This is a genomic window from Bradyrhizobium sp. AZCC 2262, from assembly GCF_036924535.1.
GTDB lineage: Bacteria > Pseudomonadota > Alphaproteobacteria > Rhizobiales > Xanthobacteraceae > Bradyrhizobium.
In genome coordinates, this window is record NZ_JAZHRT010000001.1 from 428,056 (window position 1) to 443,692 (window position 15,637).

Below are 15,637 nucleotides of genomic sequence, written 5' to 3' on the forward strand. Positions count from 1 at the left end.
TAGACTTCGTCGACGCAAAAACATGACGCGGGGATGAAGCATGACGCACTCCGGATATCCGCTGGCGCGACGCACAGTTCTGAGGGGATTAGGTGTTGGAGGGCTCGGTCTCGGCGTCGCCGCCGCGATGCCGGCGCAGGCTGCGACGGCCGTTCCTTCCGAAGGTGGCGAGATCTGGAGCAACGAATACTGGACCAAAAAGCGCGACATCCCCTTGTGGATGTTTCGCAAACGGATCGGCGCGCCCAAGCCCGGCGAGCCGGCGCGGCCGGTCGTGTTCTTTGTCCACGGCTCTTCGGTGACGTCTCGGGTATTCGATCTCAACGTGCCCGGCAAAGGCGAATATTCCGCGATGAACGAGTTCGCCCGCTACGGCTTCGACTGCTGGACCATGGACCATGAGAATTACGGCAAGTCCGGCCGCACTTCGGGCAATGCCGATATCGCCAGCGGCGTCGAGGACCTGAAGGTCGCGGTCGAACTGATTGCCCGCGAGACCGGGCAACAGAAACTGCACTTCGTCGGCGAATCCTCGGGCGCGTTGCGTGCCGGCGCCTATGCCATGGTGGCGCCCGAGCGCGTCGACCGCCTGGTGTTCGCCGCCTTCACCTACAAGGGCGAGGGATCACCGACCCTGACCAAGCGGGCCGAGCAGCTCGACTATTTCCGGACCCACAACATGCGCAAGCGCGACCGCGACATGATCCGCTCGATCGCGACCCGCGACAAGCCGGGTACATCAGATCCCGCTGCGATCGAGGTGCTGGCGGATGTCGAGATGCAGTTCGGTGACCAGATCCCGACCGGCACCTATCTCGACATGACCGCCAATCTGCCAGTGGTGCATCCGGAGAAGGTGCTGGCGCCGGTGCTGCTGGTGCGCGGCGAGTATGACGGCATCGCGACCGTGGCCGACCTCGAGGAATTCTATAACAAGCTGCCGAACGGCGACCGCCAGTTCATCATCCTGCCCGGCACAGCCCATTCGGTGGCGCTGGCGATCAACCGGCAATTGTTCTGGCATGTGACGCGGGCGTTTCTGACCATGCCGACCCCGATTGCGACGTAACACCGCAGCGTCGTTCCGGGGCGCATCGAAGGTGCGACCCCGGAAATCCTGAGGTTCCCGATCTGCAATTGCAGATCCCGGATCTGCAATTGCAGATCCCGGATGTGCAACTGCATCCGGGATGGGCGCCTTGAATCGTCCTGGAACATAAAAAAATTCCAAACCCATGTCGGATCGTGGCTTGCCCGCCCGTCCTTGGGGACGAAGCCAACGAAAAGGAGCCCAGTATGGCCAAAATGATCTTCGTCAACCTGCCGGTCAGCGACCTCGTCCGTTCGACCGCCTTCTATCAGGCGATCGGCGGCGAAAAGAACCCGCAATTCTCCGACGATACGGCGTCCTGCATGGTGTTTTCCGAGACCATCTACGTCATGCTGCTGACGCACGACAAATATCGGCAGTTCACCGCGAAGAAGATCGCCGACGCCAAGGCCACCAGCCAGGTCCTGATCTGCCTTTCCGCCGACAACCGCGACGCCGTGGACGACATGGTCGCCAAGGCGCAAGGCGCGGGCGGCGGCGCCGATCCAGGCCCGAAGCAGGATCACGGCTTCATGTACGGCCGCAGTTTCGAGGATCCCGATGGTCACCACTGGGAAGTGATGTGGATGGATGTCGCAGCCGCAACCGCTGCACAGTCCGCCACCGCCTGACCATCCGAACGCATGAGCAAGGAGCCCGTTATGGCCAAAATGATCTTCGTCAATCTGCCGGTCAGCGATCTCGCCCGCTCGACCGCCTTCTATCAGGCGGTCGGCGGCGAAAAGAACCCGCAATTCTCCGACGACACGGCGTCCTGCATGGTATTTTCTGACGCCATCCACGTCATGCTAATGACGCACGACAAGTATCGCCAGTTCACCTCGAAGAAGATCGCCGACGCCAAAAACACCAGCCAGGTCCTGCTTTCCCTTTCCGCCGACAGCCGCGACGCGGTGGACGAGACCGTCGGCAAGGCGCAGGTCGCGGGCGGCGCCCCCGATCCGAGCCCAATCGATGATTACGGCTTCATGTACGGCCGCAGCTTCGAAGATCCCGACGGTCACCTTTGGGGAGTGATGTGGATGGATGTCGCAGCAGCAACTGCTGCACAGTCCTCCACCGCCGCGGCCTGATAGTTCGCACCCATCAGCAACCGGAGTTCTCTGATGTCCAAGATTTCTCCCTGCCTGTGGTTCAACGGCGACGCCGAGGAGGCCGCCGCATTCTATGTTTCGTTGCTGCCCGATTCCCGGATCGAGAGGGTCCAGCGCAACATCACGGACAGTATCAGCGGCAAGGTCGGCACTGTGCTGGTGGTCGAGTTCACGCTGGCCGGCCAGGGTTTCATGGCGCTGAACGGCGGAATGAAGAAGGAATACACGCACGCGGTTTCGTTCAAGATCGACTGCGCCGATCAGGCCGAAGTCGACCGGCTCTGGGATGCGCTGCTGGCTAATGGCGGCGAGGCCGAACAATGCGGCTGGCTGAAGGATCGCTACGGCGTGTTCTGGCAGATCGTGCCAACGGCGTTGATGACGTATATCGGCGGTTCCGATTCCGCCGGCGCGCAGCGGGCCATGCAGGCGTTGCTTGGCATGGTCAAGCTCGATATCGAAGACTTGAGGCGCGCGTATGAAGGCAAGAGCGCGGCGTAGAGCAGGCGCGGAATTCGGGGGGTGGGCAAAGCGACAGCGTGCCCACCATTCACGATGACACTCTGCCGAGAGATGGTGGGCGCGGCGCTCGCGCGCCTCTGCCCACCCTACGCTCCATCTAGTAGCTGATCCTCAACCCCATGCCGCCGTGAAGCGTATTGCCGACCGGCTGCGGGCCGGCGGTGCCGTTGAGGAAGAGGCCGGCGACCCAGCCCTTGGTGATGCGGAAGCCGAGCCGGCCGCCATATTCGAACCAGCCCTGGTTGCCGATCGTGGGCACGATCGTGCCATCGCCGGTCACGCTGGCGACGATGCTGGAGCGCGTCCCGAAGGATTGCACCCATCCGCCGTTGATGTTGGCTTCGACGCTCGAGCCGAACAGATGCGTCCACTGTCCGCCGACCTTGACGAGGCTGGTGCGGTCGGTACCATCGGCGATCGAGGAATCGAACGGATTGAAGGCGACGGTCGGGTCCATATAGCCCTTCACCCGCTGCCAAAGCTGCCAGACCTCGACGGAAGCCGCCACCTCATCGCGCGGCGATAGTCGGCTCATCCAGCCGGCGCGGCCATAGACGGCGTAGTTCTCGCTTGTGGTCGAGCTTTCGAGCGATACCGCGCCGAGGCTTGTCGTGTAGCTGCGCGAGTAGCGCACCTTCTGGAACGGCGACAGGATGGTGCCGATATCGAAGAACGGCCGCGACGATCCCCAGTCGACGAAATCGTAGCGCAGCGCGAACGCGCCGATCGGCGAACTGGTGACGTGGTATCCGCCTTCGCTGTACTGGGCATAGGCGATGCCGGCGAGCAGCGACAGATTAGGCGTCAGGTTCTTGCGGCCGTGAATGCCGGCCGAAAACGAACCTGCCGAACCGAACGCGCTGATGCAATCGTTGCAATTGACCTGCTCGTTGACCCCCAGCAGCACGTTGCCGAGCACGCGGTTGGCGATCATCTGGTTGAAGCGCTGTCCGGCCAGGTCGTTAATCGAGCCGGCGCTCGAATCGGATGCGGTCACCGGTGGCGTGTTGGTGGGTGCCGTGCTGGCGCGCGGCGTCGATGTCTGGCTTGGCGTCGGAGACGGCGAAGCCGAGGGCGTCGGGGATGGGCTCGGGGTCGGGCGTCGGCGAGTAGCATTCGACGCATTCTTCCAATGGTGTCGGCGAAGGCGACTGTGCTCGCGCAGGCGACGATTGCATCGCGAGCACCGCGACAAGGAGCGCTGCCGGCACCAGGGCACTTCGGGTGAAATTTGCCATGGTCAGCGCCCGCACAGCATCCCGGTGGGATCGCTGCCGTCATCGACGATGACAGGCGTCGCATCCGCATATTGCGTCTTGTTGCAAAGCCCTGCCGCGGCGCCGCAGGTTGCGGCGAACGTCCAGGGTGGATTGTTGGTCTTCTTGATCGTCGATCTGCCACCGCCGCCCGAGGTGATGATGGCGGTATCGCCGGGCTGGGTGAGCTGGATGCATTCAAACGTGACCGTGCAGACCGAGGCGGCACCGTCCTGCAGATTGACGATGGTCTGGCCGCGCTGCGACAGGATATCGAGCGTGGTGCCGCGGACGCCGATGGTCGCGAGCGGCGTCGTGATCTTGTAGGCGTCCTTGTCCGAATGGCCGGTGACGAAACGAAACGCGCCCGAGGTCATGCGCACCGCGACGTCGCGATAGTGATGCTCGTCGTCGAAAACGGTGCGGTCGAGCTTGAGCGTCGCGCTGGGTCCAAGCGAGAGGTTGGTGCTGTCGGCCATCACCAGCCGCGCTGCGCTGTCGAGCCCGGTGCGCACGGTTTCGTCACGGACCAGTCCATCGCCGACATTGATCTGGGTGGTCGAAGGTCCGGCAACGCGGAGCACTTCATCCTTGACGACGGCCGCTTCGCCGACGCGCGTTTGCGCATGGGCGGGAGCAGCCATTAGCGCAGTTACCAGACCAATTGCAGATAGCAAACTAAAGCAACTACTGAAATTCATTTTCAAAACGATCGATTTATCCCGACATCGTACCGGATCGCGCGCGCTTGCGATGTGACAGAATTATCACTCGCACGACTTACTCGCCCGTCGGTTAGTGATTGCGAAATCGAAATGCGTTCAATGCGATGGACTTAAAAATCTGGAGCCGTCACACTCAATTTTGCCGCAATGTCATTTAGTCCCTGATTCCGTGTCAGATTGTCCGTGAAGCCAGCAACCTCATCACATTCAGTTCTGCCCACTTCGACGATGCGCACGGGCATCATCGCGGCAGCGCTGTTTGTTCTCGCGCATTTCGCGATGCTGATCGGTGTCACCACGCCGGAGAAATTCTACTTCGACGAGGTGCACTACGTGCCGGCGGCGCGGCAGATGCTCGAGCCGGTGATGCCACAGCCGATGCTCAACCCGATGCATCCGCCGCTCGCCAAGCAATTCATCGGGCTGTCGATCCATTCGTTCGGCGACGGGCCGCTGGGTTGGCGCTATCCGGGCGTACTGTTCGGATCGCTTGCGATCGTGGCCGTGTATCTGTGCGGCCTGGCGCTGTTCGCGGCCCAGGGGTCGGCGATTGCAGCGAGCCTGCTCGCCCTCTTCAACCAGATGCTGTTCGTGCAATCGCGGATCGCGATGCTGGATATTTTCGCGCTCGCCTTTGGCCTGTTCGCGATCGCGGCGTTCATGCACGGCTTTCGAAGAGAGCGACCGCATGTGTGGTTCGCGCTTGCCGGGATCGGCTTCGGCCTGTCGACTGCTTGCAAATGGAGCGGGCTGTTCGTGCTTGCGGTTTGCATCGTCATCGTCGCCGTCATCCGCCTGATGCAGGGCTGGCGCACCCAATTCGCCGATGCGAGGCCCGATGACTGGTACCGGCCCGATCTCTGGCCCGGCTTCAAGGCCTGGCATTTCGCGGTCTGCTTCGTACTGGTTCCCGCCGCGGTCTATCTCGCGACCTTCATTCCGCTCTACGGATTTTCGGTTCCAGATATCCTGGAAGCGCAACGGCTGATCTTCAGCGACAACACCACGTCCGCGATCGCCGGCCACACTTATATGAGTTCATGGCCGTCCTGGCCGTTCCTGGTGCGCCCGGTCTGGTATCTCTTCGACAAGATCGGCGACGACCGCATCGCCGCCGTGGTCTTCCTCGGCAATCCGCTGATCCTGTGGCCGGCGCTGATTGCGGTCGCGATTTGCCTGCGCGACTGGATCGTGACGCGGCGGGTCGATGCTTTCCTGGTGCTGGCGTTCTATTTCGGCCCGTACCTCGCATGGGCGCTGCTGCCGCGAACGCTCGGGTTCATTTACTACTACCTGCCGGCGGCGACCACGGCGAGTTTTGCGTTGGTCTATGCCTTGAAACGCGGCAGCATGCCCCGCTGGTTGCTGTGGGCCTATGTTGCGGTCGGTTTTATCGGATTCGCCGCAATGTTGCCGATATCGGCCGCGTTCATAGGTACTTCGATGGCGACGTTCAGCCGCCTGATGATCTTCCAGAACTGGATTTGAGCGGCCAGTGCGCCGATCGCGCAACGAGCAGTCAAATAACGGGTCCACTTGTACGGGTTATGGGCTGGCCGTAGATTCATCGCTGTATGAGTCGCTCGAATCCCGCGTCTTAAGGACGAACGGCATGTGGGCCTTCTTCGAACGTTTGCTCGATTCATCGATGTTCGCACCGCACGGAATATGCCTGCTGTGGGAACCGGAACTGATCTGGCTCCACGTCGCGTCGGATGTCGTCATTGCCTCCGCCTATTTCTCGATTCCGGTTGCGCTGTCGATCTTCGTCTCGAAGCGCCGGGACGTCGATTTCGGGTGGGTGTTCTGGGCGTTCGCGCTGTTCATCATGGCGTGCGGCGTCGGCCACGTGATGTCGATCGTCACGCTTTGGTATCCGGTCTACGGCATCGAAGGCATCGTCAAGGCGATGACGGCCGCGGCCTCGATCGTGACGGCGGCGATGCTGTGGCCGCTGTTGCCGAAGGTGCTGGCGCTGCCCTCGCCGTCGCAGCTTCGTGCGGCTGAAGTGGCCCTAGCGCAGGAAGGCATGCACCGGCGCGAGGCCGAAGACATGCTTCGGCAGTCGCAGAAGATGGAAGCGATCGGACAGTTGACCGGCGGCGTGGCGCACGATTTCAACAATCTGCTCACGATCATCAGCGGCAATCTCGAGATCGCCGATCGCAGCCTGCAGACGTGGAGCGAGGCCGCGCGCGAGCGGTTGACGCGAGTGATCGCCAACGCCGCGAACGGCGCGCAGCGCGCGGCGATGCTGACGCAGCGCTTGCTGGCATTTGCACGGCGGCAGCCGCTCGATCCCAAACTGACCAATGTCGGTCAGTTGATCGCCGGCATGTCGGATTTCTTCAGGCGTACGCTCGGCGAGAACGTCGAGCTCAAGGTCGTGGAGGGCGCCGGCCTGTGGCAGATCGAGGTCGACCCCAGCCAGTTGGAAGCGGCGATTCTCAACCTTGTCGTGAACGCCAAGGACGCCATGAACACCATGAACGCCAAAATCTCAGGCGCGATGGCCAACAGCGGCAAGCTGACGATCGAGACCAGCAACGTTTCCGTCGACGAGGGCCATCGGCAGCGGAACGCAGGCGTGCCGTCCGGGCAGTATGTGTTGATCGCGGTGAGCGATACCGGTTCCGGAATGCCGCGGGAAGTCCAGGATAAAGCGTTCGATCCGTTTTTCACGACCAAGCAACCGGGGCAGGGCACCGGCCTCGGATTGAGCCAAGTCTATGGCTTCGTCAAGCAATCCGGCGGCGAGATCAAGATATACAGCGAGGTCGGGCAGGGAACGACAATCAGGATCTACCTGCCGCGCGCCGCTGCCGCTCCCGAGACCGTTGGACAGAGCGAGGCGCCCCTGGTCGGCAGTTCGGGGAGCGAGACCGTCCTGGTGGTCGAGGACGAATGCGATGTGAGGTCGTATCTGGTCGAGACGCTAAAGGATCTGAACTACCGGGTTCGCGAGGCGGCGAACGGGGCGGCCGCGCTGGCGCTGTTCGACGCAAATCCGTTCCGGATCGATCTGCTGCTGACCGACATCGTGATGCCCGGCCTGAACGGCCGCGAGCTGGCTGATCAGCTGCATCATCGCCAATCCGGCCTGAGGGTCCTGTTCATGACCGGGTATTCGCGGGATGCGATCGTGCATCAGGGCCGCCTGGATGCCGGCGTGTTACTGCTGCAGAAGCCCGTAACCCAGGCTTTGCTGGCGGCGAAGATCAGGGAAATTCTCGACAAGTCGTAGATTGCTACGGATCGGCGAGCCGTCATGTCGCGTCGTGGCCGCTACAAATGAAAATCCGCCTGCCGCAAGCGGCAGGCGGACTGGCCGATCCCAAGACCTTACTTCGACGCGGTCTTGGTATCCATGTTGACGACCTGAACGCGGCGGTTGACCGGGTCCATCGGCGCATTCGCATCTTTCGGCTTGGTCTTGCCGTAACCGACGGTCACGAGATTGGAACCGGCGATGCCGTACTTCTCGGTCAGGTACTTCTTGATCGTGTCGGCACGGCGCTCGGAAAGGTCCTGGTTATACGCCTCGCCGCCGATCGCGTCGGTGTGACCGGCAACCACGAAGGTCGAACCCTTCAGGCTCGCATCGGAGAGCGCCTTGCCGAGTTCCTGCACGGCGGTCACCGAGCCCTTGCTGATGTCGGCCGAGTTGTAGTCGAACTGGATTTCGAGATCGATCTTCGGCTTGGTCGCGGCAAGTTCCGCAATCTCCTGGCGCTCGCCGAGCGACAGCGACCGCGTCTTGCGGTTACGCAGCGTGTTGACGAAGGTCGATTCCTTGGCCTGCACGGCGACATCCGCCGGCTGCTGCGGGCCGGTCGAAAGGCCGCGGGACACGCCCGGCTTTGGTTTCAGGGCGTTCAGGATCGTGTCGGCCGAGACGGTGTCGCCGGCGACGGCGAGGCCCGCCGTCATCGACAGCGCGGCGCCGATAGTCATGATGGAAAGAAAGCGGGTCATTGTCTTAATCCTCACTGTTAACGCCCTGCAAAAGCTGGCGTGCATGACGTTTGGATGCTGCGATCATAGGACGGGTTCAAAGCGAGAAATGTGACTCAAGTCACATTGGTCAACGCCGACTTTCTGTAGGGTCCAGACTTTTCAATAGGCGCTGCAAGGTGTTGACGGCTGCGCAAGGTCGGCTTGCTTGTCATCGTGTCGTCGGTGGATTGATTCATCCGACCTTGCTTGCGTGATTTGAATCACGAGTTCGATCGCGCGGAACGGCCGCCGAACTTTTCAAGTGACCTCCGCGGACGTATCGACCTCGGCCGCCGCCCGGTGCCGCAACGCGGAACGTCGCCTTCGCCGACTCCGGCATCAAGGTTTCAGGCAAGCCGGTCGAGACCGCGCGCGCTCGACGGCTACTCGAAGCATGGCAGTCCCAATGCAGCACGTAATTTTACGGTGCGATCGGCGCGTCATCTGGTCGGTGAGCCACGCGCTGTCGACTTCAGAAAAGAAAAAAAGGTGGATCGTCGCGCCATCGCCGATCTGTGGACAACAAATCGGCTAGATACGAGCCTAGCGGATTCTCTCACAAAAAATCTGAAGAAGAATTGGTTCGGGCAACCAAACGGGCGGGCGGGTGTTACAGTCAGTCAAACGTCAGCGTGACTACCTGGGTTATCGTACCAGCGCATCGGAGCCTGCCGGTTCCGGAAATTCTATGCCAACACTGATCGGCGCGGCGTTGATCGCCGCTGCAATTTTGCTGTCGACGCTGATCAACGCGCTCGGCAGCCGCTATGTCGGGTTCGAAAGCCCGACGGAGGAGAGCGCGTGGCTGGTCGATCGTCTCACCGGCAACGTCTACAAATGCACTGCCCCTCAACCCGGCCGCGCCTCTTGCGAGGCCGAAATCGCCACCGGCAGCGTCGGGGACCGGCCGAAGCGGTGAGGTGAGTTCGCGCCGCGAGCCGGCGATCACGGAACCTGAGGACTCCCCCCGCGCGCGAATCCCGCTACATTGCCGCGCGATGCCCCGCGCGACTGAACCCCGACCCCTGACCAAGACCGAGGCCCGGCGAATCTGGCTGCATGCCCAGCGGCTCGATACAAACGAGCCGTTCGGCGCCGGACCGCAGGCGGTTGCGGCGGCGGTGGATCATCTCGGCTATGTGCAGATCGACACCATCCACGTCATCGAGCGCTGCCACCATCACATTCTCTATAGCCGCATCCCGGCCTATGCCCGCGGCGACCTGCGCCAAGCCCAGAGCACCGACAAAAGCGTGTTCGAATACTGGACGCACGCGCTGTCCTATGTGCCGGCGAAGGATTTTCGCTTCTTCGTCCCGGCGATGCGGGAACACCGGCGCGAGGGGCACCGGTGGTTTGCTTCCGTCAAGCCCGAGGACACCCGCAAGGTGATGCGGTTGTTGCGGCGCGACGGCGCGCTGACCATCCGCGACATCGAGGACGACGTTCTGACCGAGAAGGAACATCTCTGGCAAAGCCGCAAACCCTCGAAGCGGGCGCTGCAGCTTGCGTTCTATACCGGTGAGGTGACGATCTCCGAACGCGCCGGCATGCTCAAGACCTATGAGCTGATGACGCGGCATTTCGGCTGGGACAAGCCGCCGAAGCCGGCGACGTCGGCCGAAATCACCGCCTATTTGCTCGACCGCGCGTTACGCTCGCAAGGCGTCGTCAGCCTCGATTCCATCTGCCATCTCGACGCGCCGAGCAAGGCGGCGGTGCGGCGATTGATCGAGGCGCGGGTGCGGCGCAAGGAACTGTTGCCGGTTGCGCCCGAAGGCGCCGGCAAGCAGGAGCATTGGGCTCGGCCGGAAGTGCTGGAGGCGAATGGATCCTTGCCAGCCGGCGAGGAGGGCGGCGGCCCCGTGCACATCCTCTCGCCGTTCGATCCCCTGATCATCCAGCGCAAGCGCACGGAATTGTTCTTCGATTACGGCCACCGCTTCGAGGCCTATGTGCCGAAGGAGAAGCGCCTGTTCGGCTATTTCGCGCTGCCGGTCCTGGCAGGCAGCGACATCGTTGCCGCCATCGACCTGAAGACCGACCGCCAGAACAAGAAACTCCTGATGCAGAAATGGAGCTGGGTCGGCAAGGGCGCTGCGCGGCCTGCGCGCAGGGACTACAAGCGCCGCATCGAGGAAGAGCTGGATCGCTTTGAGCGGTTTCAGCTCGCGGAGTAGGGCGCTTGCCGCCGGCCCCCACCGCGAGCCCTTCGCCGGCGGAATGCCCATGCTGCTCCAGCGCGGGCATCCTGCATTGCAAGCGGTGACGACCCCCGCTAATCGTCGTCGGCAACAAGAAGCCTGAAGGGGGAAACCATGAACCAGTCCGCCACGCCAGCCAAAAGCGACATCGAAACTTCCACCATCCGTACGATCTCGTGGCGGCTGATTCCGTTTCTGGTGCTGGCCTATTTCTTTTCCTATCTCGACCGCGTCAATCTCGGCTTCGCCGCGCTGCAGATGAATGCGGATCTGAAGTTCACGCCGCTGATCTTCGCCTGGGGCGCCGGCATCTTCTTCATCGGCTATTTCATCTTCGAGGTGCCGAGCAATCTCGCGCTGGAGAAATTCGGCGCCAGCCGCTGGATCGCCCGCATCATGGTGACGTGGGGCATCATCTCGGCTGCGATGGCCATGGTGAGCGGCGAACTCAGCTTCTATGTCCTGCGCTTCCTGCTTGGTGTCGCGGAAGCCGGCTTCTTCCCCGGCATTATCCTTTATCTCACCTATTGGTACCCGGCCGAATATCGCGGGCGGTTTCTCGCGGCTTTTGCCATTGCCGTTCCTATTTCCACCGTGATCGGTGCGCCGATCTCCGGGCTATTGCTCGGCCTCGACGGCATGATGGGCCTGAGGGGATGGCAATGGCTGTTCATCATCGAGGGCATCCCCTCGGTGCTGCTTGGCATCGTCACCTGGTTCTATCTGACTGACCGGCCCGAAAAGGCCGATTGGTTTACCGCGGAGCAGAAGGCCTGGCTCTCGGCCAGGCTGCAGGCGGAGATCGCAACCAAGCAGGCGGCAAAACACCTGACGCTCGGCGAGGCGCTGTCGTCGCCAAAAGTGATCACGCTGAGCCTGATCTATTTCGGTTTCGTCGGCGCGCTCTATGGCATGCAGTTCTGGCTGCCGCAGATCGTGAAGGCGTTCGGCCTCACCAACGCCCAGACCGGTTTCGTCACGGCAATCCCCTATCTGTTCGGCACCATCGCCATGATCCTGTGGTCGCGGCACTCCGATGCCACGCGCGAGCGCGTCGCCCATGTCGGCGGACCGCTGCTGCTCACCGCGCTGGCGCTTGGCGTCTCCAGCTACATCACCGACCCCGCCATCACCATGGTCGTGCTGACGGTCGCCGCCATCGGCGTGTTCTGTACCTTTGCGGTGTTCTGGACGCTGCCGACGGCTTGGCTGTCCGGCACGGCCGCGGCCGGCGGGATCGCGCTGATCAATTCGATCGGCAACCTCGCGGGCTTCGGCGGGCCGTACCTGATCGGCTGGGTAAAGGAAGCGACCGGCAACACGTCAACGGGATTGCTGGTGCTGTCGCTGCTGCCGCTCGCCGCCGGGCTTTTGACGTTCCTCGGCGGGCACGAGACGAAGACCGAGTTTGCCGGAGCCGGGCCAGCGCAGAGCTGACACCGGCGCGCCGGCTTGTTCGCGGCGGCCGTGGCCGGTCTTCAGGAGGAGCCGGCCGGCCGCGATAGCTCGCAGGCATCGAAAGCCGACCCATCGAGCGCCTGTGCCGCCAGTCCCGCGGCATAGATCAGCACGAGAACCGCAGCGGAGATCGCGACCGTGTCGGCGTGCCGCCGGAAAAACATGAAGAGGCGCCCTGGCAAAGACGGCCGCGGAAAGTTAAACACGCGGCCATCAGGTGTGATCACTTCAAGCTCGCGAACCGGCCTCGGCCAGGCGCGGGGAATCCTTGTCGGCAGCATCTGGAAACCTCCTCTCCAGTTCTTCGATCATCCCGCGCGCGATTTCCCGCTCGCCCATGATGACCGTATCCGCCCCTAACCCCTGCAAATGTTCGACCTCGGCGTCCGAATGCGCGCGCGCAATGATCCGGATACTGGCGTTGGCGGCGCGGGCCTGCTGGACGATTTGTCCCGCCTCGAAGGCCTCCGGAATGGCAACAACGACGTTTCGGCTTTTGGGCAGTGCTGCGGCCCTGAGAATTTCGGGCTGCGCGGCATTGCCCGTCAGCGCTTCGATGCCGCTCTCCCTGAGTTTGCTGACGGTGCCGTCCGAAGCCTCGATCACGAGGAACGGCAGCTTCTTCTGCTTCAGGTCGTTTCCGATGAGATTTCCGACCCTGCCGTAACCGACCAGGATCGTGTGATCCGTCAGGTGCGTGACCGGGATCGCCTTGGCCGCGGCACGGCTCGGGGAGGGTGCATTGCGGCGCTCCAGCCGTGCGATCAGCCAATCGACGCCCGCGAACACCAACGGGTTGAGCATGATGGAAAGGATCGCGCCGGCGAGGATCAGGTCGCGGGCTTGCTTGGAGAGCAGTTTGGAGGCGTAGCCGAGTTCCGCCAGGATGAAGGAGAACTCGCCGATCTGGGCCAGGCTCGCCGAAATCGTCAGCGCGGTTGCGACCGGGTGCCGGAACGCAATCACGATGAGGAACGCGGCGAGCGACTTTCCGATGATGATGACAAGAAGGGTCGCTATCAGCGGCCACGGATCGCGGACCACGCTGAACGGGTCGAACAGCATTCCGACCGACACGAAGAACAGCACGGCAAAGGCATCGCGCAGCGGCAGTGATTCCTGCGCGGCGCGCGCACTGAGCGGCGATTCCCGCAGCATCATCCCGGCAAAAAACGCGCCCAGCGCCAGCGACACGTCGAACAGTTTGGTCGATCCGAACGCGACGCCCAGCGCGATCGCCAGCACGGCGAGCCGGAACAGTTCGCGCGATCCCGTGTGCGCGATATAATGAAGGATCCACGGGATCAGCCTTCGTCCCACGACCAGCATGAGCGCGATGAACAGTGCGACCTTGACAGCCGTCAGCAGCAATACGCCTCCGAGCCCGAGTTCGAAATGGGCGCCGAGCAGGGAGGCCGCTGTGGTGACGTTCCCGGTTTGCAGATTCGCAAACGTCGGAATGAGGACGAGCGCGAGCACCATGGCCAGGTCTTCGACGATCAGCCAGCCGACAGCGATGCGGCCGCGTCCTGTCTCCATCAGGCGGCGCTCCTGCAGGGCGCGGAGCAAGACGACGGTGCTCGCCACCGATAGCGCCAACCCGAAGACGAGGCCTTCGCTGACCTTCCATTTCATCAGCATGGCGAGGCCAAGACCCATCAGCGTTGCCACCGCGATCTGGACGATGGCGCCCGGTATCGCGATTGCTTTGACGGAAAGCAGGTCTTTCAGCGAGAAGTGCAGGCCTACGCCGAACATCAGAAGGATGATGCCGAGCTCAGCCAGTTCCGTCGCCAGCGCCTGGTCGGCGACGTAACCCGGCGTAAAGGGACCGACGGCGACGCCGGCGAGCAGATAGCCGACCAGCGGAGGTATCTTCAGGCGTTGAGCGATGGTGCCGAAAACAAACGCGAGCCCGAGGCCCGCAACGATGGTTGCGATCAGAGGTGTATCGTGCGGCATCGAAACGTCTTCGCACAGCCGGACTCCTCGCGCGCTGCGACGAAGTGAGGCTCCCCAAACCGCCCGACACCCTCGTGGAACTCGTTCGCTGTTAAGCGTTCATAACCTCACGAAATGGTGTCTAGTGACGATTATTGACATTCGTCAGAGAACATTACACACTCTTCATCGACCCTGCGATGGAGAGTCCCATGTTCGCTCGATCGATTTTTTCCAATTATTACAAGCTCTTGACCGGCGCATCGCTGGCGTTCATGGTATTTGCGCTGGCCGGCTGCAACGAAAAGGCGGCCGAAACGGCTGCCCCGGGCCGCCCGGTTCTGGTCGCCACCGTGAAATACGCGGCCGAGACACCCGAGCGGAGCTTTGTCGGCACCATCCGGCCCCGGATCGAGACCGACATGGGCTTCCGGGTTCCCGGCAAGGTCGCAAAGCGCCTGGTCGAGGTTGGCCAGACCGTCGATGTCGGCCAGCCGCTGGCCACCCTCGACGAGGTCGACCTGAAACTGCAGGCCGAGCAGGCGGAGGCCGAATTCAGCGCCGCCACCGGCGTGCTGGCGCAGGCGGGCGCGTCCGAGCAGCGCGCCAAGGATCTGCGCGCCAAGGGCTGGACCACCGATGCACAGATGGATCAGAGCCGCGCCGCCGCCGACGAGGCGCGGGCGCGCCTCAACCGCGCCGAGCGCTCGGTCGAACTCACCAAGAACTCCCTCTCTTATGCGACGCTGCTGGCTGATACCCGCGGCGTCGTCACCGCGACCCTGATCGAGCCCGGCCAGGTCGTGGCCTCCGGCCAGACCGCGATCCGCGTCGCGCGCTTTGCCGAGAAGGAAGCCGTGGTCGCGATCCCCGAGACGCTGGTCGGCCGCGCCAAATCAGGCACAGCCAGCGTGACGCTGTGGTCGGACGCCGACAAGAAGTATACCGCGAAGCTGCGCGAGATCGCGCCCTCGGCCGATCCGGCGACCCGGACCTATCTTGCAAAATTCTCGCTGCCGGAAGCCGACGACAAGGTCTCGCTCGGCATGACCGCGACGCTGACGCTGGCCGATGCCGCCACCGAGCGCGTGGCAAAATTGCCGCTGTCGGCGCTGTTCAGCCAGGGCAGCAATCCGTCGCTCTACACGGTCGATGATGCCGGCGCGGTGAAGCTGCAGCCGGTGATCGTGAAATCCTACGAGAGCAATGCGGTCGTGATCGCGGGCGGCGTCAATGAAGGCGCCAAGGTGGTCGCGCTCGGCGTGCAGAAGATCGATCCGGCCCAGAAGGTCCGGGTGGTCTCGGCGCTGTCGTTCTGATGCGTGGTCGA

General features: G+C 62.8%; 14 protein-coding genes and 1 pseudogene. 10 read left to right on the top strand and 5 right to left on the bottom strand.

What is annotated here, in order from left to right; genetic code table 11:
• Positions 1-40: 40 nt before the first annotated feature.
• The 4 genes from V1283_RS02040 (at position 41) to V1283_RS02055 (ending at position 2,706) form a co-directional block, all read left to right on the top strand.
• Positions 41-1,069, top strand: coding sequence for an alpha/beta hydrolase (locus tag V1283_RS02040; RefSeq protein ID WP_334384778.1), 1,029 nt, complete (start codon positions 41-43; stop codon positions 1,067-1,069).
• Positions 1,070-1,296: 227 nt separating this feature from the next.
• On the top strand, positions 1,297-1,722 hold the full coding sequence (locus V1283_RS02045) for a VOC family protein (protein WP_334384779.1): 426 nt from the start codon (positions 1,297-1,299) through the stop codon (positions 1,720-1,722).
• Between the two features lie 30 nt (positions 1,723-1,752).
• On the top strand, positions 1,753-2,184 hold the full coding sequence (locus V1283_RS02050; protein WP_334384780.1) for a VOC family protein: 432 nt from the start codon (positions 1,753-1,755) through the stop codon (positions 2,182-2,184).
• Positions 2,185-2,217: 33 nt separating this feature from the next.
• A complete protein-coding gene (locus tag V1283_RS02055) occupies positions 2,218-2,706 on the top strand; it encodes a VOC family protein (protein WP_334384781.1) in 489 nt (162 codons plus the stop codon).
• 118 nt (positions 2,707-2,824) lie between these two features.
• On the opposite strand, the pseudogene V1283_RS02060 reads toward V1283_RS02055, so the two are convergent.
• Both V1283_RS02060 and V1283_RS02065 read right to left on the bottom strand, forming a co-directional pair.
• Positions 2,825-3,980 (bottom strand): annotated as a pseudogene (locus tag V1283_RS02060) (hypothetical protein).
• Entirely contained in the window at positions 3,968-4,627 is a 660-nt protein-coding gene (locus V1283_RS02065; RefSeq protein ID WP_442895691.1) for a FecR family protein, read from the bottom strand. Before V1283_RS02065 ends, V1283_RS02060 begins: the two are co-directional and overlap by 13 nt.
• A gap of 309 nt (positions 4,628-4,936) precedes the next feature.
• On the opposite strand from V1283_RS02065, the gene V1283_RS02070 reads away from it, so the two are divergent.
• Both V1283_RS02070 and V1283_RS02075 read left to right on the top strand, forming a co-directional pair.
• Positions 4,937-6,196, top strand: a complete 1,260-nt coding sequence (locus V1283_RS02070; RefSeq protein WP_334384783.1) for a phospholipid carrier-dependent glycosyltransferase — start codon at positions 4,937-4,939, stop codon at positions 6,194-6,196.
• Between the two features lie 124 nt (positions 6,197-6,320).
• Positions 6,321-7,952 carry an ATP-binding protein gene (locus V1283_RS02075; RefSeq protein WP_334384784.1) on the top strand — a complete coding sequence of 544 codons (1,632 nt, stop codon included), beginning with the start codon at positions 6,321-6,323 and terminating at the stop codon, positions 7,950-7,952.
• A 98-nt stretch (positions 7,953-8,050) separates the two neighbouring features.
• Here the strand turns inward: V1283_RS02075 and V1283_RS02080 are convergent, their stop codons facing one another.
• Positions 8,051-8,683 carry an OmpA family protein gene (locus V1283_RS02080; RefSeq protein ID WP_334384785.1) on the bottom strand — a complete coding sequence of 211 codons (633 nt, stop codon included), beginning with the start codon at positions 8,681-8,683 and terminating at the stop codon, positions 8,051-8,053.
• Positions 8,684-9,392: 709 nt separating this feature from the next.
• Between V1283_RS02080 and V1283_RS02085 the strand changes: the two genes are divergently transcribed.
• From V1283_RS02085 to V1283_RS02095, 3 genes are all read left to right on the top strand, one after another.
• Complete coding sequence (locus tag V1283_RS02085) at positions 9,393-9,623, top strand: hypothetical protein (RefSeq protein ID WP_334384786.1); 231 nt, start codon at positions 9,393-9,395, stop codon at positions 9,621-9,623.
• Positions 9,624-9,702: 79 nt separating this feature from the next.
• Positions 9,703-10,884 carry a winged helix-turn-helix domain-containing protein gene (locus V1283_RS02090; protein WP_334384787.1) on the top strand — a complete coding sequence of 394 codons (1,182 nt, stop codon included), beginning with the start codon at positions 9,703-9,705 and terminating at the stop codon, positions 10,882-10,884.
• Positions 10,885-11,022: 138 nt separating this feature from the next.
• Positions 11,023-12,345, top strand: a complete 1,323-nt coding sequence (locus tag V1283_RS02095) for an MFS transporter (RefSeq protein WP_334384788.1) — start codon at positions 11,023-11,025, stop codon at positions 12,343-12,345.
• Positions 12,346-12,386: 41 nt separating this feature from the next.
• On the opposite strand, the gene V1283_RS02100 is transcribed toward V1283_RS02095, so the two are convergent.
• Both V1283_RS02100 and ybaL read right to left on the bottom strand, forming a co-directional pair.
• Positions 12,387-12,530, bottom strand: a complete 144-nt coding sequence (locus tag V1283_RS02100; RefSeq protein WP_334384789.1) for a hypothetical protein — start codon at positions 12,528-12,530, stop codon at positions 12,387-12,389.
• A gap of 64 nt (positions 12,531-12,594) precedes the next feature.
• On the bottom strand, positions 12,595-14,328 hold the full coding sequence (ybaL, locus tag V1283_RS02105) for a YbaL family putative K(+) efflux transporter (RefSeq protein WP_334384790.1): 1,734 nt from the start codon (positions 14,326-14,328) through the stop codon (positions 12,595-12,597).
• Between the two features lie 191 nt (positions 14,329-14,519).
• Here ybaL and V1283_RS02110 point away from each other — a divergent pair, with 191 nt between their 5' ends.
• Complete coding sequence (locus V1283_RS02110; RefSeq protein WP_334384791.1) at positions 14,520-15,626, top strand: efflux RND transporter periplasmic adaptor subunit; 1,107 nt, start codon at positions 14,520-14,522, stop codon at positions 15,624-15,626.
• The last annotated feature ends 11 nt before the right edge of the window (positions 15,627-15,637 follow it).

Bases quoted from the DNA above. Each gene is read 5' to 3' on its own strand.
- V1283_RS02040 (WP_334384778.1), top strand. From the start codon at position 41: ATGACGCACTCCGGATATCCGCTGGCGCGACGCACAGTTCTGAGGGGA.
- V1283_RS02045 (WP_334384779.1), top strand. From the start codon at position 1,297: ATGGCCAAAATGATCTTCGTCAACCTGCCGGTCAGCGACCTCGTCCGT.
- V1283_RS02050 (WP_334384780.1), top strand. From the start codon at position 1,753: ATGGCCAAAATGATCTTCGTCAATCTGCCGGTCAGCGATCTCGCCCGC.
- V1283_RS02055 (WP_334384781.1), top strand. From the start codon at position 2,218: ATGTCCAAGATTTCTCCCTGCCTGTGGTTCAACGGCGACGCCGAGGAG.
- V1283_RS02065 (WP_442895691.1), bottom strand. From the start codon at position 4,627: ATGGCTGCTCCCGCCCATGCGCAAACGCGCGTCGGCGAAGCGGCCGTC.
- V1283_RS02070 (WP_334384783.1), top strand. From the start codon at position 4,937: ATGCGCACGGGCATCATCGCGGCAGCGCTGTTTGTTCTCGCGCATTTC.
- V1283_RS02075 (WP_334384784.1), top strand. From the start codon at position 6,321: ATGTGGGCCTTCTTCGAACGTTTGCTCGATTCATCGATGTTCGCACCG.
- V1283_RS02080 (WP_334384785.1), bottom strand. From the start codon at position 8,683: ATGACCCGCTTTCTTTCCATCATGACTATCGGCGCCGCGCTGTCGATG.
- V1283_RS02085 (WP_334384786.1), top strand. From the start codon at position 9,393: ATGCCAACACTGATCGGCGCGGCGTTGATCGCCGCTGCAATTTTGCTG.
- V1283_RS02090 (WP_334384787.1), top strand. From the start codon at position 9,703: ATGCCCCGCGCGACTGAACCCCGACCCCTGACCAAGACCGAGGCCCGG.
- V1283_RS02095 (WP_334384788.1), top strand. From the start codon at position 11,023: ATGAACCAGTCCGCCACGCCAGCCAAAAGCGACATCGAAACTTCCACC.
- V1283_RS02100 (WP_334384789.1), bottom strand. From the start codon at position 12,530: ATGTTTTTCCGGCGGCACGCCGACACGGTCGCGATCTCCGCTGCGGTT.
- ybaL (WP_334384790.1), bottom strand. From the start codon at position 14,328: ATGCCGCACGATACACCTCTGATCGCAACCATCGTTGCGGGCCTCGGG.
- V1283_RS02110 (WP_334384791.1), top strand. From the start codon at position 14,520: ATGTTCGCTCGATCGATTTTTTCCAATTATTACAAGCTCTTGACCGGC.